At 65.3% G+C, this 17,777-nt stretch carries 18 protein-coding genes; 12 read left to right on the top strand and 6 right to left on the bottom strand.

The genetic code is table 11. The features are described from left to right. Nucleotides 1–14 precede the first annotated feature (14 nt). The 6 genes from ACTZWT_RS02145 to ACTZWT_RS02170 all read left to right on the top strand — a co-directional run bounded on the left by ACTZWT_RS02145 (nt 15) and on the right by ACTZWT_RS02170 (nt 5,824). On the top strand, nt 15–446 hold the full coding sequence (locus ACTZWT_RS02145) for a hypothetical protein (protein ID WP_444768451.1): 432 nt from the start codon (nt 15–17) through the stop codon (nt 444–446). A gap of 180 nt (nt 447–626) precedes the next feature. Beyond that, a complete protein-coding gene (bchE, locus tag ACTZWT_RS02150) occupies nt 627–2,330 on the top strand; it encodes a magnesium-protoporphyrin IX monomethyl ester anaerobic oxidative cyclase (protein WP_444768072.1) in 1,704 nt (567 codons plus the stop codon). Beyond that, nucleotides 2,302–3,012 (top strand): bacteriochlorophyll 4-vinyl reductase, encoded by a 711-nt coding sequence (gene bchJ / locus ACTZWT_RS02155; protein WP_444768073.1) that lies wholly within the window; start codon nt 2,302–2,304, stop codon nt 3,010–3,012. Before bchE ends, bchJ begins: the two co-directional genes overlap by 29 nt. Before the next feature lie 27 nt (nt 3,013–3,039). After that, the gene (gene hemN, locus ACTZWT_RS02160) at nt 3,040–4,389 is read left to right on the top strand and encodes an oxygen-independent coproporphyrinogen III oxidase (protein ID WP_444768074.1); all 1,350 of its coding nucleotides are present in this window, start codon (nt 3,040–3,042) and stop codon (nt 4,387–4,389) included. A 248-nt stretch (nt 4,390–4,637) separates the two neighbouring features. Beyond that, nucleotides 4,638–4,940, top strand: a complete 303-nt coding sequence (locus ACTZWT_RS02165) for a preprotein translocase subunit YajC (RefSeq protein WP_444768075.1) — start codon at nt 4,638–4,640, stop codon at nt 4,938–4,940. A 227-nt stretch (nt 4,941–5,167) separates the two neighbouring features. Beyond that, on the top strand, nt 5,168–5,824 hold the full coding sequence (locus tag ACTZWT_RS02170; protein ID WP_444768076.1) for a hypothetical protein: 657 nt from the start codon (nt 5,168–5,170) through the stop codon (nt 5,822–5,824). Nucleotides 5,825–5,881: 57 nt separating this feature from the next. On the opposite strand, the gene ACTZWT_RS02175 is transcribed toward ACTZWT_RS02170, so the two are convergent. Beyond that, a complete protein-coding gene (locus ACTZWT_RS02175) occupies nt 5,882–6,157 on the bottom strand; it encodes a metal-sensitive transcriptional regulator (RefSeq protein ID WP_322516056.1) in 276 nt (91 codons plus the stop codon). Nucleotides 6,158–6,210: 53 nt separating this feature from the next. On the opposite strand from ACTZWT_RS02175, the gene ACTZWT_RS02180 reads away from it, so the two are divergent. Further along, nucleotides 6,211–8,937, top strand: a complete 2,727-nt coding sequence (locus ACTZWT_RS02180) for a heavy metal translocating P-type ATPase (protein WP_444768077.1) — start codon at nt 6,211–6,213, stop codon at nt 8,935–8,937. Nucleotides 8,938–9,070: 133 nt separating this feature from the next. Continuing rightward, complete coding sequence (locus ACTZWT_RS02185; protein ID WP_444768078.1) at nt 9,071–9,664, top strand: hemerythrin domain-containing protein; 594 nt, start codon at nt 9,071–9,073, stop codon at nt 9,662–9,664. 64 nt (nt 9,665–9,728) lie between these two features. On the opposite strand, the gene queD is transcribed toward ACTZWT_RS02185, so the two are convergent. Further along, on the bottom strand, nt 9,729–10,097 hold the full coding sequence (queD, locus tag ACTZWT_RS02190) for a 6-carboxytetrahydropterin synthase QueD (RefSeq protein ID WP_444768079.1): 369 nt from the start codon (nt 10,095–10,097) through the stop codon (nt 9,729–9,731). A 369-nt stretch (nt 10,098–10,466) separates the two neighbouring features. Here queD and ACTZWT_RS02195 point away from each other — a divergent pair, with 369 nt between their 5' ends. Both ACTZWT_RS02195 and ACTZWT_RS02200 read left to right on the top strand, forming a co-directional pair. Next, entirely contained in the window at nt 10,467–11,672 is a 1,206-nt protein-coding gene (locus ACTZWT_RS02195; protein WP_444768080.1) for a GGDEF domain-containing protein, read from the top strand. Nucleotides 11,673–11,703: 31 nt separating this feature from the next. After that, on the top strand, nt 11,704–12,336 hold the full coding sequence (locus tag ACTZWT_RS02200; protein ID WP_444768081.1) for a peptidoglycan recognition protein family protein: 633 nt from the start codon (nt 11,704–11,706) through the stop codon (nt 12,334–12,336). A 152-nt stretch (nt 12,337–12,488) separates the two neighbouring features. On the opposite strand, the gene ACTZWT_RS02205 is transcribed toward ACTZWT_RS02200, so the two are convergent. Both ACTZWT_RS02205 and ACTZWT_RS02210 read right to left on the bottom strand, forming a co-directional pair. Further along, entirely contained in the window at nt 12,489–13,286 is a 798-nt protein-coding gene (locus tag ACTZWT_RS02205) for an enoyl-CoA hydratase/isomerase family protein (RefSeq protein ID WP_444768082.1), read from the bottom strand. Between the two features lie 74 nt (nt 13,287–13,360). Continuing rightward, entirely contained in the window at nt 13,361–14,059 is a 699-nt protein-coding gene (locus tag ACTZWT_RS02210) for an urease accessory protein (RefSeq protein ID WP_444768083.1), read from the bottom strand. Between the two features lie 105 nt (nt 14,060–14,164). Here ACTZWT_RS02210 and ACTZWT_RS02215 point away from each other — a divergent pair, with 105 nt between their 5' ends. Beyond that, nucleotides 14,165–15,385, top strand: a complete 1,221-nt coding sequence (locus ACTZWT_RS02215) for an ABC transporter substrate-binding protein (protein WP_444768084.1) — start codon at nt 14,165–14,167, stop codon at nt 15,383–15,385. 100 nt (nt 15,386–15,485) lie between these two features. Continuing rightward, nucleotides 15,486–15,860: a translational machinery protein gene (locus ACTZWT_RS02220; RefSeq protein ID WP_444768085.1), complete on the top strand. Its 375-nt coding sequence runs from the start codon at nt 15,486–15,488 to the stop codon at nt 15,858–15,860. A gap of 753 nt (nt 15,861–16,613) precedes the next feature. Here the strand turns inward: ACTZWT_RS02220 and ACTZWT_RS02225 are convergent. Next, nucleotides 16,614–17,243 carry a ferric reductase-like transmembrane domain-containing protein gene (locus ACTZWT_RS02225; protein ID WP_444768086.1) on the bottom strand — a complete coding sequence of 210 codons (630 nt, stop codon included), beginning with the start codon at nt 17,241–17,243 and terminating at the stop codon, nt 16,614–16,616. A 19-nt stretch (nt 17,244–17,262) separates the two neighbouring features. Continuing rightward, complete coding sequence (locus ACTZWT_RS02230) at nt 17,263–17,754, bottom strand: peptidase associated/transthyretin-like domain-containing protein (RefSeq protein ID WP_322516045.1); 492 nt, start codon at nt 17,752–17,754, stop codon at nt 17,263–17,265. Nucleotides 17,755–17,777: the final 23 nt, after the last annotated feature.

The raw sequence follows: 17,777 nt of genomic DNA on the forward strand, positions 1-17,777 counted from the left end.
CGTTGGAGGCGATCATGTCAGCATCCGGCAATCCGAACACCAACAATGCGCCTGTGACCGACGCCGTCGCCACCGTGATCAGAGAGTGGGAAGAAATCACTGCAAGTCCGACCGAGCTGGAAGCCTTCGGACGGGCGATGGCCAACATGGTCAAAGACCTCGGCCTGTCACCTGCCGAAGTGCGCGCGCTCGCGACCAAGGGCAGTAGCGCCAAAGAACTACCCTGTCTGCTCGACGCGCTGCGGATCAGCATTCGCGCGCTCGCCGAAAAGGAGCCGATGTTGCTCAACGATCTGAGGCGCACCTGCACGATGTGCGAGCACAAACGCGAATGCGACGCGGACATCGCCGCGGGCACGCTGGTGCCGGCCTATCAGAAATACTGCCTGAACGTCGACACGCTCGACGCGCTTCAGCACGACAACAAGTTTACCGCGGAGCTCTGAACATCGACCTTACCGCGGAGCTCTGAACACGACGCGGCAGCAGGGTGAAACAGCCCCGCTTGGGTCAAGGACGCTTGTCAGCGACCTACTAACTACCAAAGCACCATTCGTTTGATCTGCGTCAATATTCGTTGACACCTAATGTGTCATCGTTTCTTGACAATCATGGGAGAAATGTCAGTGCGCATCCTTCTGATTCACCCGAATTATCATTCCGGTGGCGCCGAGATCGCCGGCAACTGGCCGCCGGCATGGGCCCCCTATCTCGCGGGCGCGCTGAAGGCCAACGGGTTCACCGAACTCAAATTCCTCGATGCGATGACCGAGGATACGTCGGACGAAGGCCTCGCTCAGGTCATCGCCGACTACAAGCCGGACATGGTCGGCACCACCTCGATCACGCCGTCGATCTACAAGGCCGAAGAGGCCCTGAAGATCGCCAAGCAGGTGGATCCCAAGATCGTCACCGTGCTCGGTGGCGTGCACGCGACCTTCATGTACCAGCAGGTGCTGACCGAGGCGCCATGGGTCGATGTGATCGTGCGCGGCGAAGGCGAAGAAATCGTCGTCGAGCTGGCGCGCGCGATCGGCTCCGGCCAATGGCCGGCCAATCGCGATACGATCAAGGGCCTCGCTTTCACCGAGGGCATGAACGGCGAGAGCAAGATCGTCGCCACGCCGGCTGCGCCGACGGTGAAGGACCTCGACGCTATCAGCCCGGACTGGGGCATTCTGGACTGGAACCTGTACAAGTACATCCCGATGAACACCCGGGTGGCGATCCCGAACATGGCGCGCGGCTGCCCGTTCACCTGTTCGTTCTGCTCGCAGTGGAAATTCTGGCGCGACTATCGCGTCCGCGACCCGAAGAAGGTGGTCGACGAGATCGAAGAGCTGGTGAACAAATATCAAGTCGGCTTCTTCATCCTCGCCGACGAAGAACCCACCATAAATCGCAAGAAGTTCATCCAGTTCTGCGAAGAGCTGATCGCCCGCGGCCTGAACAAGAAGGTGCAGTGGGGCATCAATACCCGCGTCACCGATATTTTGCGCGACGAGCAGTTGCTGAAATTCTACAACGAAGCCGGCCTGATGCACGTCTCGCTCGGCACCGAGGCGGCGGCGCAGCTGAAGCTCGATCTGTTCAACAAGGAAACCAAGATCTCCGACAACAAGAGGGCGATCCGGTTGCTGCGTGAAGCGGGCATCGTCACCGAGGCTCAGTTCATCGTCGGCCTCGACTCCGAGACCCCGGAGACGCTGGAAGAAACCTATCGCATGGCGATGGACTGGAAGCCGGATCTCGCCAACTGGTCGATGTACACGCCCTGGCCGTTCACGCCGCTGTTCAAGGAACTGAGCGACAAGGTCGAGGTGTTCGATTTCGCCAAGTACAATTTCGTCACGCCGATCGTGAAACCGGCGGCGATGGAACGCGGCGAATTGCTCGACCGGGTGATGAACAATTATCGCCGGTTCTACATGTACAAGGCGTTCTTCTCCTATCCGTGGTCGGGCAGCGGCCGACGCCGGCGCTATCTGCTGGGGTGCCTCAAGGCATTCCTCAAGGCCGGCTTCGAACGCAAATTCTACGACCTCGGCCGGGTCGGCTATTGGGGCCCGCAGTCGAAGAAGAAGGTCGACTTCCACTTCGACGACACCCGCAAGATCTCGCACGCGCAGATGGCCGACTGGGAAGCCAACGCCGACCGTTCGCGCAAATCGGCGGCCTCCCAGATGGCGATCGTCTCGGCCTGCGGCGGCGGCTCCGAGCAGATGTCGGAACCGACCAATTGCGAAGGCGCCAAGGAAAAATTGGCGGAGACCGTAACCAGCCGCATGGTGGACAACGCCCATGACGCAGGTTCGCTTACCCGCCACTGACGCCGGGACCGGTCCGGCGGTTGCCGAGATCGGCCCCAACGCGGTCACGCAACTGATCAACGCCCTCGACGCGGCCGGCCTTCAGCCGGCCGCGAGCGAGATCTTTTCAGAAGCGGCCGCAAGCGACTGGCTCGCGCATCCGCCGACCGCGATGGTCGACGAGCGCCCGGTCGCGGCGATTCATCAGACCGTGCGCCGGCTGCTGCCGCAGCAGCAGGCCGCGTCGGTTCTCGCCGATGCCGGGCGGCGGACCGGCGACTACATCCTGGCCCACCGCATCCCGAAGCTGGCCCAGATGGTGCTCAAGCTGATGCCGGCGCCGATCGCCGCGCGGATGCTGACGAAAGCCATCACCGCCCATGCCTGGACCTTCGCCGGCTCGGGCAAGTTCTCGGCGAAGGTCGGCAAGACGGTGACTTTCGAGATCGTCGCCAATCCGCTGTGCGCCGGCGAGCATACGGATCATCACGTCTGCGTGTGGCACGCCTCCGTATTTCAACGGCTGTTCCAGGTGCTGGTGTCGCCATATACCCGGGTGACCGAAACCACCTGCGGAGCGCGCGGCGACGATTGCTGCCGCTTCGTGGCGGACTGGACCACCATCCCCGACGCCGCCAACATTTACGCCGACCGGAGATCTCAGCCGATCGCGGCCAATTCTGAAACCCTTTCCGCGCGTTGATCCGCGGACGATGTGAGAGACAAACCGATGTCGTCTGCCCTCGACAAATACGCCAAGAGCTCGGTGCCGCGTTACACCAGCTATCCGACGGCGCCGCATTTCGCCAAGGAGTTTCCGGAAGCGGTGTATCGCGGCTGGCTCGCCCAGCTCGACACCGACGAGCCGATCTCGCTGTATCTGCACGTGCCGTTCTGCAAGCAGATGTGCTGGTATTGCGGCTGCAACATGAAGCTCGCCTCGAAATACGGGCCGGTCGCCGACTATGTCGAGAGCCTGCTCAACGAGATCGAGCTGCTCGCCGACGCGATGCCCGGCACGATGCCGGTTCGCCACCTGCACTTCGGCGGCGGCACGCCGACCGTGATCGAGCCCGACGACCTCGGCGCGATCATGACGCTGCTGCGCGAGCGCTTCGAATTCGTCCCCGATGCGGAACTCGCGATCGAGAGCGATCCGCGCACCCTGACCGACGAGATGGTCGCCAAGATCGGCGAGCTCGGCTTCACCCGCGCGAGCTTCGGCGTGCAGGAGTTCGACCCCAAGGTCCAGGCCGCGATCAACCGGATTCAGCCGCCCGAGATGGTCGCGCACGCCATGAACCGCTTCAAGGCGGCGGGTGTGGAGCGGATCAATTTCGACCTGATCTACGGCCTGCCCTACCAGACCGCAGAAGATCTGCGCCACACCGTCGAGCAGTGCGTCGAGATGAAGCCCGACCGCGTCGCGCTGTTCGGCTACGCGCACGTGCCGTGGGTCGCCAAGAATCAGCGGATGATCCCGGACGATTCGCTGCCGCAGTCGGATCTGCGCGCCGAGCAGGCCGACGCCGCCGCCGAAGCGCTGGTCAAGGGCGGCTACGTCCGGATCGGCCTCGATCACTTCGCGCTTCCGAACGATTCGCTGGCGGTCGCCGCCGCCACCGGCGAGCTGCACCGCAATTTCCAAGGTTACACCAGCGACGCCGCACAGACCCTGATCGGGATCGGATCGACCTCGATCGGTCGAACGCCGAGCGGCTATCTGCAGAACATCAGCGAGACCGGCGCCTGGGCGCGCGCCGTCGCGGCCGGCAATCTGCCGGTGGCGCGCGGCCACGCCCTCACCCAGCAGGACAATCTGCGGGCGCATGTGATCGAGCGGATCATGTGCGACGGAAAGGTCGACCTCGACGCCGCCGGTCGTGCCTTCGGCTTCAGCGACGACTGGTATGCGCCCGAGCAGGAAGCGCTGGCGGAACTGGAACGCGACGGCGCCGTGGTCTGCGATCAGGGCAAGCTGACGCTGACGCCGGACGGCGTCCGGCTGTCGCGAGTGGTCGCCGCCGTGTTCGATACCTATCTGCGGAATTCGTCGGTCCGGCATTCGATCGCGGTCTGAAGCTTCGACCCAGCTCGACTTGGAACGCGCGCTTCGGCGCGCGTTCTGCGTTTTGATGCAGGTCAATCCGAACGGCTCGCATCAGGTGCACAAGTACCGCCAGCGGTAATATGTCAGCGAAGATCTCCCGCCGGCGCGTTGCTTTAACGGAAAATAGCCGATGCGGAGGGACAGACCGGCCGCAGTCGCAGATCGTTAAGTGCCAGCGCGTATCGCTGTCGAAGATCAGACCGATCGAGGTAACAACAATGACCCAGAAACTCAAAGTCACCGACGATATGGTCGCCAAGGCCACCGCTGCGTTTCGTGCCGCCGGCGGCCACGACGATGTCTGCCTCCGCGCCGCGCTGGAAGCGGCGCTCGCCAACGAGACCTTCTCGGTCGGCGACGAAGTGACCGCGCATGGCAGCGTCACCGGCATCATCCTGTCGATCAGCGGCGACGAGGCTCTCATCTCCTGGTCGTGTCGTGGCAAATCCACAACCAAACTGTCCGAACTGGACCATATCGACCACGCCGATTCGGTCTCGGCCGAGCATTTCGCCGCCTGAGTTCCCCGATCCCCATGCAGCCGCAGCGCCGGGTGAGACACGACGCCCGGCCGGCCGCCTGCAACCCCACGCCCGTGGCAGCGGCCGGATCGGGCTCGAATTCCATATTGCGTGATTTGCAACCGACTGGCGCATTCGCCGATTTCCGTCGGCGCGCTTGACAAAACCCGCCCCCAGACGGCGAAATCAGCCCGAACGTCGCGTGATCCGTCGCCCGCGGGACAGGCATGATCGATTTCCGAACGCTGACCTCATTGCATCTTGCGATTGCGCTGGCCGCGACGACGCTGCCATCGCGCGCGGAGGCACAATGGTGGCCGTCGCGTGCGCCGGTTGATTACGAGGACTGCATCGAGAAGGGCGAGGCCGCCGCCGAGGGCAAGGACGCCAAGGCGGCGCTGGCGGCCCAGTGTGATGCGAAATTCGCCGGCCGGCGCAAGCCCGGCGGCGGCTACAGCTATTTCGACTTCATGCAGAACCGCAGCTTCGACATCGCCGGGCCGAATCCGACGGCCGAAGAACTGCGCAACATGGACGAGCAGTACACGGCGTTTCTCGACCAGCGGCGCAGGACCATCATCGCCGCAGCGTTCGCGGCAAGGCAGCAGCAGATCGCAGCGCGCCCTCTAGAGCCGCAGCCTGTCGAATCGCGTCCGGCAGCCAGGCCGCAACCGCCTGTGGACAAAACCCGCCCGGCCGCAACGAAGCAGCGTCAGCCGACCGACAGGCCGCGCGGAAACGACAAGCACCGGCCAGCGCGCACGGCCAAATACGCCTGCAACACCGATCCTTTGTCCTGCGGCTGGGATCATCTCTCCAACGGCCTCACCGCGGTGAAGACGTCGTTGTTCGGCGCGCCGCCGAAAAGGAAGCAGCTGAACTGAGCGGCCACGCGCCGGATTTGATCGACCGCAACGCTGTCGACCTCGGAATGCCTCAAATCAGCGGCTGGATCGCTGGATCACGTCCATCAGTTCGGCGATCTTCTGGCGCTGATCGGCCTTGTCACCGCTCGAGATCGCGTGCTCGACGCAATGCGCGACGTGATCCTTCAGCACCTCCTCCTCGACCCGCCGCAGCGCGGCGCGGACCGCAGAAATCTGCGTGACGATGTCGATACAATAGCGGCCCTCCTCCAGCATTCTGGAGATGCCGCGCACCTGCCCCTCGATCCTGCCGAGGCGCTTCTGACATGACGCCTTGATGTCCGATTTCATTCGCGATATATACCCCTACACGGTATGGGTTACAAGCGCCGAGGCGACGCAGCATGAACGACTCAGAGCACACCGGGGGCGCGGCCCCTGTCAAGGCGGGTTGCGGATGTTCGGCGGGCGCGGCCGCCGCTGCCCCGCCTGAGTCATCGTCCTGCTGCGGCGGCCATCAGGGCGACGAGCAGATCTCGCCGGCGTCCGACAAGGCGATCGATCCGGTCTGCGGCATGAGCGTCGACCCGGCGACCAGCAAGCATCGCTTCGACCACGCCGGCACCACCTATCACTTCTGCTGCGCAGGATGCCGCACCAAATTCGCGGCCGACCCGGAAGCTTATCTCGCCAAAGCCGCCAAACCGCTGACGCTGCCTCCCAAGACGGGCGCAAAGCTGCATCAACTGACCGACCTCGCGACACCGTCGTCCTGCTGCGGCGGTCACGATCATGCCGCGCATCACCATGATCACGGCGCGGCCGCAGCGGCCGACGGCAAGGCGATCGATCCGGTCTGCGGCATGAAAGTCGATCCGGCCACCACGCCGCATCGTTTCGACCACGAGGGCAAGACCTATTACTTCTGCGCGGCGAGCTGCCGCGGCAAATTCGCGGCCGATCCCGTCTCCTATCTCGACAAGTCGAAGGCGAAGCCGGCGCCGGTGGTGCCGGAGGGCACGATCTACACCTGCCCGATGGATCCGCAGATCCGTCAGATCGGCCCGGGAAGCTGCCCGATCTGCGGCATGGCGCTCGAACCCGAACTGGTGTCGCTCGACGCGCCGCCGAATGCCGAACTGATCGACATGACCCGGCGTTTCTGGATCGGCCTCGCGCTGGCGCTGCCGGCGGTCGTGCTGGAAATGGGCGGCCACCTCGTAGGCGGTCACGGCTTGATCGATCCCGTGTTGTCGAACTGGATTCAGCTCGCCTGCGCGACGCCGGTCGTGCTGTGGGCCGGCTGGCCGTTCTTCGTGCGCGGCTGGCAATCGCTGGTCACGCGCAACCTCAACATGTTCACGCTGGTGGCGATGGGCACCGGCGTCGCCTATGTCTACAGTCTGGTCGCGACGCTGGCGCCGCAACTGTTTCCGCCTGCCTTCCAGAGCCATGGCGGCACCGTGCCGGTGTATTTCGAGGCCGCCGCCGTGATCACCGTGCTGGTGCTGCTCGGCCAGGTGCTGGAGCTGCGCGCGCGCGAGGCGACCTCCGGCGCGATCAAGGCGCTGCTCACGCTCGCGCCGAAATCCGCACGGCGGATCGCCGCCGACGGAACCGAGCAGGAAGTCGAAATCGACAGTCTCGCGGTCGGCGACAAGCTCCGCGTCCGCCCCGGCGAAAAGGTGCCGGTCGACGGCATCATCCTCGAAGGGCGCTCGACGCTCGACGAGTCGCTGGTGACCGGCGAATCGATGCCGGTGACGCGCGAGGCCGGCGGCAAGGTGGTCGCCGGAACGCTCAACCAGGCCGGCGGCTTCGTGATGCGCGCCGAACAGGTCGGCCGCGACACCGTGCTGTCGCAGATCGTGCAGATGGTGGCGCAGGCACAGCGCTCGCGCGCGCCGATCCAGCGCGTCGCCGACCTCGTCGCCGGCTGGTTCGTGCCGGCTGTGGTGCTGGCAGCGCTGGTCGCTTTCGCCGCCTGGGCGACCTTCGGCCCCGAGCCGCGGCTGACTTTCGCACTGGTCGCTGCCGTCAGCGTGCTGATCATCGCCTGCCCGTGCGCGCTCGGCCTCGCCACCCCGATGTCGATCATGGTCGGCGTCGGCCGCGGCGCGCAGGCCGGCGTGCTGATCCGCAATGCCGAAGCGCTGGAGCGCATGGAGAAGGTCGACACGCTGGTGATCGACAAGACCGGCACGCTGACCGAAGGCAAGCCGAAGGTGGTGGCGATCGCCGCCGCGGGCGGCATCGACGAGGCCGAATTGCTGCGGCTCGCGGCCGGCGTCGAGCGCGCCAGCGAGCACCCGCTCGCCCACGCCATCGTCGCCGAGGCCGAGAGCCGCAATCTCGAACTCGCGCAGGTCGAGGATTTCGAAGCGCCGACCGGCAAAGGCGCGACCGGCAGGATCGCCGGCCGTCCGGTCGTGATCGGCAATGCCAACTATCTGGCTTCGCTCGGCATCGACACCGACGCGCTGGGCGACAGAGCGGAGCAACTACGCGCCGACGGAGCCACCGTCGTCAGCGTCGGCATCGACGGGAGGCTCGCCGGATTGATCGCGATCGCCGATCCGGTGAAAGCGTCGACGCCGGACGCGTTGCGCGCGCTCGCCGCCGAGGGCCTCAAGGTGATCATGCTGACCGGCGACAATCGGACGACCGCGCAAGCCGTCGCACGACAGCTCAGCATTGCGGATGTCGAGGCCGACGTGCTGCCCGATCAGAAGAGCGCGGTGGTCGAAAAACTACGCAAGACGGGCCGTGTCGTCGCGATGGCCGGCGACGGCGTCAACGACGCTCCGGCGTTGGCCGCCGCCGACGTCGGCATCGCGATGGGAACCGGAACCGACGTGGCGATGGAGAGCGCCGGCATCACGCTGTTGAAGGGCGACCTCGGCGGCATCGTTCGCGCGCGAAAATTGTCGCAGGCGACGATGCGCAACATCCGGCAGAATCTGTTCTTCGCCTTCATCTACAATTCCGCCGGCATCCCGATCGCAGCAGGCATTCTGTATCCGAGTTTCGGCTTGCTGCTGTCGCCGATCATCGCCGCGGCGGCGATGTCGCTGTCGTCGGTGAGTGTGATCGGCAACGCCTTGCGGTTGCGTTTCACCTCGCTGGAATGAGCATTTGTTGCGACTGATAGCCGCCCGCGCCCATTGATCTACCGCAAGGATCGGCGCGCATCGGCCACTATCGTCCGCCCTGGATTTTGCCGCAGCTGCGGCCTTTCCGGTCAGCGAGCAGTCGAGGTCGGCCATGTCACGAATGATTGAATTACTGTACGAGGAGCACCGCAACATCGCGAAGCTGCTCAGCGTGATCGAGCACGAACTCAGCGTGTTCGATCGTCGCGAACGGCCCGACTACGAAATCTTCCAGGCCATCATCCAGTACTTCAAGGAGTATCCGGAGGCGTGCCACCACCCGAAGGAGGATGTGGTCTACCAGATCCTCAAGCAACGCAACCCGGCGGTCGCCGGCGCGGTCGGCGACATCGAGGCCGAGCATGAGCTGGAAGGCGAGCGCCTCGCCCGCTTCGCCAAGGTGGTCGAGGACGTCCTCGCCGACCAGGAACTGCCGCGCGAGACCTTCCACACCGCCGCCCAGGATTTCCTCGAGCATCAGCGCCGCCACATGGCGAAGGAGGAGCAGTTGCTCTTCCCGGCCGCGCTGGAGACGCTGACTGCCGAGGACTGGGCCCAGATCGACGCGCGGATCGAAGAGCGCAAGGACCCGATGTTCGACGGCGAGACCGCGAGCAAGTTCCAGAACCTGTACGCGACCATCCTGCGCTGGGAGCAGGAAACCCAGGAAGACCGCAGCAGGGCCGCAGCTGCCGCCGTGCGCTGAATCGCTCCGGCTTCTTCGCCGTCCCAGCGACTATGCTGTCGTCGGACGCCCGATGTGGCGCCGATCAGACGCCGGCGTCTTCGCCGGCGTAGTCGGCCCAGCAATCCGGGGTCTCATAGACCCGGACGTTCGACAGAGCCGGCAATCCCGGCTTGGTCCGGTACCAGATCCAGATCGCGATATTCTCCGCGGTCGGATTTTCCAGCCCCTCGATGTCGTTCAGGCAGTAATGGTCGAGCCGCGCCAGCAGCGGCCCGAACGCCGCCTCGATCTCGAAGAAATCCAGCACGAAGCCGGTCGCCGGGTTGACCGGCCCAGACAGCTGCAGCTCGACGCGATAGGAATGCCCGTGCATCCGCCGGCAGCGATGCGTTTCCGGAACATTGGGCAACTGGTGGGCGGCTTCGAACCTGAATGCTTGGGTGATTTTCATCGATGTCGGGGGTTGGGCGCCTGGCGCCATAGATCGGACGCGGCGGACCCTATCGGAGCGCCGCCGGCATTTGAAGCCAAGTTGCGGGAGAATCGTACCTTATCGGTCGAATACCCGGTTTGATCAGCGCCTCCGGACCTGCTCTGCCGTCTTCAGGGTCAGCCGTCTGCCATGCTTAACAAGCGGTGCATGCCGCGCCGCAGCCCTGCTGAGCGCTGTTCATCTTTTCAACACCAACCCGTAGATTTACTGACCCCAATCAGACTCCGTTAAGCGCTACAGTTGCAACCTGCCGGCAACTTCGGGAGTTGCAATGAACTGGCAGAGAATCCAGAGCACACTGGCATCACCACTTCGCGCGGGTGCTCGATGTTGAGCGTCCCGACCCTCTGGGTGGTCTTTCTGATCAATTTTCTCGCGCTGGGTCTGGTCTGGACCCACGTGATGCGGAGCTATCCGAACTTCACCCCGGCACGTTACTGGACGGCGGCCTGCTTTGTCGTTTCGCTCGGCGCGGGTTTCGGGATGCTGCGGGGTGTGATCGACACCAAGGTTCCGCTGATCGCCGGCGGCGGCACCGTCGTTCTGGCCGCCTATCTGATCGCGATGGGCGTATTCCGTTTTTACGGTCAGCACATGAGCTGGCGGCTCGCCCTCGGCGCGACCGCAGCCTGTATCGCGGGTCTCGCCTTCTTCCTGCTCGTGATCGATTCGATGATGATGCGGATCGTGATCTATTCGGTGGCCCAGGCCATCCCGATCGCGATGACGTTGCCGCTGATGCTGTCGCGCAGCGGCCGCCGCAATCCCGGCGCCCGAATGGCCGCCACCGTGGCGATCATGATGCTGCTCGTCTATGTGGTCCGCTCCGGGGCGGCGATCATCGGCATCGGCGGCGAATTGTCGGTCGTCGACTTCAACGATTTCCAGGCCACGCTGGTTCTGATGCTGGTGTTCCTGTCGATGACGCTGAATTTTTCGTTCCTGCTGATGGCGATCGACCGGCTGCGTTCCGAGGTCGAGGGTCTGGCCCTGATCGACGACCTCACCGGCATCGCCAACCGCCGTCACTTGCTGCAGCGGATGGCCGCGCAGTGCCAGAGGTCGATGCAGACCGGCGAGCCGTTCACGGTGCTGGCGATCGACCTCGACGGCTTCAAGGCGATCAACGACGGCCACGGCCATGCTGCCGGCGACGAGTGCCTGCGCCGATTCTCCCGCGCCGCGCAGGCGCGGCTGCGTTCCGGCGATCTGTTCGCGCGGGCCGGCGGCGATGAATTCTGCGTGGTGATGCCCGCCACCACCCTGCGCGAAGGCGCGATGGTCGCCCGCCATATCCTTGAAGAGAGCCGTACGCTCTCGATGCAAGGCGGCGACGAGGCCATCACCATCGCCGCATCGATCGGCGTCGCGCAATGGACGCCGCATATCGGGATGCACCCCGACCGACTGATCGCGGCCGCGGACGCTGCGCTGTACAACGCCAAGAAACTCGGCAAGGATCGCTACGCAGTCCACGAACCGACATCGGAGCCGCTGCCTCCGTTCCTCGAGCCGGTGCGCAAGATCGCCTGATCGTTCGCGGCCGTCCGCAAGGCGCCTGTCGATGATCCATCGCCTGACCGGAACGATGCTGCTGGCGGCGACGCTGTGGCCGTTGCACGTCGCCTCGGCGCAGACGGCTTCGCCCGATCCGGCGACGATCGCGCGTCTTTCGGGCGCGCCGGAGATTCCCGGCCTGAATATCGTCTGGCTCGCGCCGTGGGGCGACTACCGCAAGGCGCCGTGGCGCAACATCATCGTGCACCAGACCGAGGGCGGCAGCGGATCGGCGCGCAACGGCGCCCGCGAGCAGGCGAAAAACCCGACGCGGCGCGGCGTCACGGTCTGGGTCGAGACCGACGGCACGGTGTATTGGGCTGTCCCGGAAACGATCGTCACCACCCATGGCGACGGCGCCAACCGCAACGACGACAAATACATCGACAACAAGCCGACCTATCGCCAGGTCACCCGCAACAATTCGATCGGGATCGAATTCGCCGGCAACTATCCGGACGTGACCAGACCCGCCACCGAGGCGCAGGTCGCGGCGTGGCGCATTCTCGTCAAGGTGCTACGCGCGCGCTACGACATTCCGGCCGAACGCGTTTATGCGCACAACTGGATCGACTACAAGGACGCGCGCTATTGCGAGGGCTGCGAACTGGCGAAGCTGGCGCGCGATCCGGGGTTCTGAAATTCCTTCGAAGCTTCCCAACCGTCATTGCGAGGAGGCGAAGCCGACGAAGCAATCCAGAAGCTCGGTGCACGGCGCGCTGGATTGCTTCGCTTCGCTCGCAATGACGAAGCGAGGCGATCAATTCACAGCCAAGCTGCCGGACACCTGATTTACTTGCCCTTCCACTCCGGCTTGCGCTTGCCGAGAAACGCCTCCATGCCCTCGCGGAAATCCTCGCTCATATAGGCGCGCAGGATCAGGTCTTCGCCCTCGTCGCGGGTCAGCGTCCGCCTGATCCGGCGCACCGCTTCCTTGGTGACTTCCAGCGTGATCGGTGCATGGCTCGCCATCAGTTGCGCGGTCTCGACGGCGCGACGCTGCAGCGTCTCGACGTCCGGCGCGACCTCGTTGAGCAGCCCGAGCGCCAGCGCCTCCGGCGCCTCGATCAGCCGCGCGGTGAAGATCATCTCCTTGGCCCGCGCCGGGCCGACCAGCGACACCAGCCGGCTGATGTTGGACATCGACAGGCAATTGCCGAGCGTGCGCGCGATCGGAAAGCCGATGCGGGTCGCTTGCGTGCCGATGCGGATGTCGCAGCACGCCGCGATGCCGGCGCCGCCACCGGTGCACGCGCCGGCGATCGCCGCGATCACCGGGACGCGGCACTGCTCCAGCGCGCCCAGCACGCGGTCGATCCGCGCCTCGTAGTCGAGCGCGTCCTGTTGCGTCTTGAAGGCGCGGAACTGCGAGATGTCGGTGCCGGAGGCGAACGCCTTGTCGCCTGCGCCGGTCAGGATCAGCGCCTTGATCGATCGGTCTTCGTTGATCTGCGCGCAGATCGCCGCCATCCGCTCGTACATCGCGAAGGTCAGCGCGTTGCGCGCCTGCGGCCGGTTGAAGGTCAGGCGGGCGATGCCGTCCTCGATGGTGTAGAGCAGTTCTTCCTCGGCGGGCGTGGTGGCGTTCATCGCAACTCTTCCGGCGTTGTTGACTCCGGCCGACCGCATAGCATCGTTTCGGCGGGCTGTCGCCGCGACGACGCTCAGGACAACAGCGTCGACTGGATCGTGTGCAGCCCGATGGCGATGGTCAGCACGCCGACCGCGATCTGCAGCCCGCGATTGACCGCGGTGAGCCCGCGCGCCGACATCACCAGCGGCACCGCGATCGCCGCCGACAGCGCGCCCATGCCGACCATCGAGCCGACGCCGAACAGCGCCACGTAAAGCAGCCCCTGCGTCGGGCTCGGCGCCTGCGAAACCGCGAGCACCAGCAGCGCCGCGGAGCCGGCCATGCCGTGCATCAGCCCGACCAGCAGCGTGCGCCAGCGAAAGCCGTGCGCGTGGCTGTGGGCGCCCGGCGCATCGTGGGCCGCGCGCTGCGCGGCGTGGCTGTGCAGATGGATGTGGCGGGTGCCGTCGCCGTGCTGATGCACATGGGCGTGGACGCGGTCCCGCCACAGCCGCCACAGCAGATGACCGCCGAGCCCGACCAGCATGAACCCGACCGCGCCTTCCAACGGCGTCGCGATGTGCTCCGGGATCGCCTGCCCGAGCATGATGGCGACGCCGGCGAACAGGAACAGCGTCAGCGTGTGGCCCAGGCCCCAGGTCAGTCCGTGCTTGACGATGTCGCGCACGCCGCTGCGCCGCGCCGCGATCGTCGAGACAGCCGCGATGTGATCCACTTCCAGCGCATGCTGCATTCCCAGCAGGAACCCCAACCCCAGAATTGCGAACATCGTCCCCGGTTCGTCACGTTGCGCCGGCAAATTGCAGCCGCGTCGGAATGGTGTAAGTTCGCGATCACAACACGGCCGCAGAGCCGTAACAAGGGAGAAACCAGCATGTTCGCCAAGCCATTGGCGGCAGCGATGATGACGGCTGCATGGCTGTCGCCGTCGGCCGCATTCGCGCAGGCCTCGCCACAAATTTCGGACGACATCGTCAAGATCGGCGTGCTGACCGATATGAACGGTCCGGCCTCGACGCCGACCGGCCAGGGATCGGTCACCGCCGCGCAGATGGCGGTCGAGGATTTCGGCGGCAGCGTGCTCGGCAAGCCGATCAGCGTCATCGTTGGCGATCACCAGCTCAAGCCGGACATCGGCGCCGCGCTGGCGCGGCGCTGGTACGACGTCGAGCAGGTCGACCTGATCGTCGACGTGCCGGTCTCCGCCGTCGGCCTCGCGGTGCAGAACATCGCGGGCGAGAAGAAGCGGATGTTCATCACCCATTCGACCGGCGCCGCGGATTTCCACGGCAAGTTCTGCTCGCCTTACGCGATGCAATGGGTGTTCGACACAAGGGCGCTCGCGGTCGGCACCGCGCAGGAAGTGGTCAAGCGCGGCGGCGACAGCTGGTTCTTCATCACCGACGACTACGCCTTCGGCCAGTCGCTGGAGCGCGACGCGGCTGCCGTCGTGACGAAGAGCGGCGGCAAGGTGCTGGGCGCGGTGCGGCCGCCTTTCGCGACGCCGGACCTGTCGTCCTTCGTGCTGCAGGCGCAGGCCTCGAAGGCGAAGATCATCGGCATCGCCGGCGGCCCGCCGAACAACATCAATGCAATCAAGACCGGCGCCGAGTTCGGCGTGTTCAAGGGCGGCCAGCAGATGGCGGCGCTGCTGGCGCTGATCACCGACATCCATTCGCTCGGCCTGCCGGCCGCGCAGGGCCTGTTGCTGACGACGTCGTTCTATTGGGACATGGACGACAAGACCCGCGAATGGTCGAAGCGCTATTTCGCCAAGATGAACCGGATGCCGACGATGTGGCAGGCCGGCGTGTATTCCTCGACCATGCACTATCTGCAGGCGATCAAGAACGCCGGCACCGACGAGCCGCTGAAAGTCGCGGCGAAGATGCGCGAGAAGCCGGTCGAGGATTTCTTCTCCCGCAACGGCCGGCTTCGCGAGGATGGGCTGATGGTGCACGATCTGATGCTGGTCCAGGTCAAGAGTCCCGAGGAGTCGAAATATCCGTGGGATTATTACAAGATCCTGACGCGCATTTCCGGCGACGAGGCGTTCGGCCCGCCCGATCCGGCCTGCCCGCTGATCAAGAAATAGGCGGGATTTGATCGAGCGCATGCTGCGGGTTCCGCTCCGCGGCTAAGGTCGCAGGAAGCGTGCCGGGCCGTCCGGCGCGCGCCTGAAAGGATTCCGCCTCATGACGACCCACCACTTCCACGCCGTGATCTGGATCGACCACAAGGAAGCCCGCGTCTTCCATTTCAATCCGGAGGACGTCGAGCGCACGGTGGTTCATCCTGATCATCCCGCCAAGCAGATCCATCACAAGCCGGAGGATCCGCATTACCTGAAGGCGGCGATGGACGCGATTGCGGACGCCGGCGCCATTCTGGTGATCGGCCCCGCGCACACCAAGACCGAATTGGTGAAGTATATCGAGCAGCACAATCCCGCGCTGAAGGCGAAGATCGCCGCGGTCGAGACCGTCGACCATCCGACCGACGGCCAGATCGTCGCCCACGCCCGCAAGTACTTCAAGGCCGAAGACCGCGTGACGCCGCAGACGAAGTAGGCGCCGCCCTTCCACGCATCGCCTCGCGCGCATGGCGCGAGGCGGCGCTGCCGGCGCGGCAATCTCAAGCATCGTCATCCTGGGGCGCTCGCCCGAGAGGGCGAGCCTCGAAAGATGCGGAGACGTGGACCGTGCGTGCGGCTCATCCTTCGAGGCTCGCTACGCTCGCACCTCAGGATGACGGCGCGCGAGCTGAGGACCTGCACCCGCTGGCATCTTCACTTATCAAACAGCCACGGCCATTCGCTCTCGCGGCGCCGAAGCGTCCGAGGTTTGCACCCGTCGCTTCACAGCGAGGGGTGGGGGCGCGCCGAAAGGCGCAAAGGTGGTGAGTGTCGCGATGGCTTTGCGGACCATCGCGCAACGCCTCGTCGGCGCGCCCACCGCGGCGATTTTGGGCATCGGGACCGTTCTTCCGGGAGCACAGCGGTGCGGGATCTCCCCGGCCTTGCTGCGCCCGTCCAGCCACGAAAGCGGCAGCCGCTCGTAGTAGCGGCGGACGGTGACCTCTGCCTCCCGGACGCGTGCTTGCGAGGCACGACGCGCAGGACGCCGCGTCCGTCCGACTCCACCGGCCGAGCCGGCATTGCCGAACTATCATCGGGGCTGGTTTCCCAACCCGTCGATCTGTCCCGCTTGTACGACGCCTCGCGAAGCGCCCCTCACGGACAGGACAACGCGGACTATAATCATAGTAGGATTATTGTCAAGGGCGCGGCATCGGCCAACGGATCGCGCGGCGGCTCGGTCCGCTTACCGTGGCGCCGGGTTCTGTTCGCGCCAGCCGGCTCGCTTTCTCCACACCCGCAAGTCGACCATGACGGTTGCGGCCGCCGCGACGACCAGCGCGCAGAGCGCCGCCTTCGACATGATTTCCATCGTCCCCTCGATCAGCATGCCGTGCACGACGCTGCCGACGACGATCACCACGGCGAGCAGCATGTGGGCGATCCGCCACTGTCGCGGCCCGAGGCCCAATCGTCGGCGGACGCCCGCGAGCAGCGCGACCGCAAAGATCGCCCACATCGCGACCACGCCCCACGGCGAGAACGGCGTCGGCGAGGTGAATGTCAGCGCGTCGATCATTTCCGGCGGGCTGGTGTACCACAGACCGCCGACGTGGATCAGCACGGCGGCCACCAGCGTGCCGCCGATCCAGCGATGCGCACGCCGCGCGCGCAAGGCCGACAGTCCGGGCAGGTAGCCACCGATCAGCAAAGGCTGAACCAGGACGAGACCGAGCGCGACGATCCCCGCGAACCCGGCCACGATGTAGACTGGACCGCGCCAATTGAGCAAAGGGCTCATGGCCGCGGCGGCGATCGGCACGCCGATGGCGGCCGCGAGGGCTGCCCAGACCAGGGCCGCCCGGACCCGATTCATGCCTTTGTCTCCAATTCAGTCAGACCGGCTGAAGGACGAAGTGCGCTTCCAGGCTGGTGTTTTTTGCGCTGCGCATGACCGGACGCAGGAACACGGTCTTGAATTCGTCGCTGTCATAAGCGAGGTGCCCGTGCGGCTGGCCGAACACCGGAATGATCTGCGGCATCTCGAGACGGAACTCGCCGTTCTTGTCGGTGAGCGTGGCGCCGTGACTGCGCTGCTCGTGCTCCTGCCCTTCGACCGTATGCGCCCAGATCTGGATCCGCTGCCCGGCGAGCGGAGCGCCGTCACCTGCACGGCGAACGGTCCCTCTCATCCAGAATCCACCCCCGCCGATCCGATCGACGATCGGAGCACCCTTGCGATAATTGTTGGCCCCGCCCGACATCGACGGAGTCGGTGCGAGGCCTTCCGCGCGGGCAGGTAGCAACAGCCCGGACGACAGGCCGGCTGCCAGGAAGGAACCGCTGGCGACGAGCAGCTTGCGGCGATTGAGAACGACCGTGCTCATGTTGATTCCTCCTGGGGACTGTA

The sequence above is a fragment of the Rhodopseudomonas sp. NSM genome, assembly GCF_052445935.1.
In the GTDB taxonomy this organism is placed as follows: domain Bacteria; phylum Pseudomonadota; class Alphaproteobacteria; order Rhizobiales; family Xanthobacteraceae; genus Rhodopseudomonas.

What these genes read in the sequence shown, in the direction of transcription:
- ACTZWT_RS02175 (WP_322516056.1), bottom strand. Translation starts at nt 6,157, where the DNA reads ATGAAATCGGACATCAAGGCGTCATGTCAGAAGCGCCTCGGCAGGATC.
- ACTZWT_RS02180 (WP_444768077.1), top strand. Translation starts at nt 6,211, where the DNA reads ATGAACGACTCAGAGCACACCGGGGGCGCGGCCCCTGTCAAGGCGGGT.
- ACTZWT_RS02195 (WP_444768080.1), top strand. Translation starts at nt 10,467, where the DNA reads ATGTTGAGCGTCCCGACCCTCTGGGTGGTCTTTCTGATCAATTTTCTC.
- ACTZWT_RS02205 (WP_444768082.1), bottom strand. Translation starts at nt 13,286, where the DNA reads ATGAACGCCACCACGCCCGCCGAGGAAGAACTGCTCTACACCATCGAG.
- ACTZWT_RS02225 (WP_444768086.1), bottom strand. Translation starts at nt 17,243, where the DNA reads ATGAATCGGGTCCGGGCGGCCCTGGTCTGGGCAGCCCTCGCGGCCGCC.
- bchJ (WP_444768073.1), top strand. Translation starts at nt 2,302, where the DNA reads ATGACGCAGGTTCGCTTACCCGCCACTGACGCCGGGACCGGTCCGGCG.
- ACTZWT_RS02200 (WP_444768081.1), top strand. Translation starts at nt 11,704, where the DNA reads ATGATCCATCGCCTGACCGGAACGATGCTGCTGGCGGCGACGCTGTGG.
- ACTZWT_RS02220 (WP_444768085.1), top strand. Translation starts at nt 15,486, where the DNA reads ATGACGACCCACCACTTCCACGCCGTGATCTGGATCGACCACAAGGAA.
- ACTZWT_RS02210 (WP_444768083.1), bottom strand. Translation starts at nt 14,059, where the DNA reads ATGTTCGCAATTCTGGGGTTGGGGTTCCTGCTGGGAATGCAGCATGCG.
- hemN (WP_444768074.1), top strand. Translation starts at nt 3,040, where the DNA reads ATGTCGTCTGCCCTCGACAAATACGCCAAGAGCTCGGTGCCGCGTTAC.
- ACTZWT_RS02170 (WP_444768076.1), top strand. Translation starts at nt 5,168, where the DNA reads ATGATCGATTTCCGAACGCTGACCTCATTGCATCTTGCGATTGCGCTG.
- ACTZWT_RS02165 (WP_444768075.1), top strand. Translation starts at nt 4,638, where the DNA reads ATGACCCAGAAACTCAAAGTCACCGACGATATGGTCGCCAAGGCCACC.
- ACTZWT_RS02215 (WP_444768084.1), top strand. Translation starts at nt 14,165, where the DNA reads ATGTTCGCCAAGCCATTGGCGGCAGCGATGATGACGGCTGCATGGCTG.
- ACTZWT_RS02230 (WP_322516045.1), bottom strand. Translation starts at nt 17,754, where the DNA reads ATGAGCACGGTCGTTCTCAATCGCCGCAAGCTGCTCGTCGCCAGCGGT.
- queD (WP_444768079.1), bottom strand. Translation starts at nt 10,097, where the DNA reads ATGAAAATCACCCAAGCATTCAGGTTCGAAGCCGCCCACCAGTTGCCC.
- ACTZWT_RS02185 (WP_444768078.1), top strand. Translation starts at nt 9,071, where the DNA reads ATGTCACGAATGATTGAATTACTGTACGAGGAGCACCGCAACATCGCG.
- ACTZWT_RS02145 (WP_444768451.1), top strand. Translation starts at nt 15, where the DNA reads ATGTCAGCATCCGGCAATCCGAACACCAACAATGCGCCTGTGACCGAC.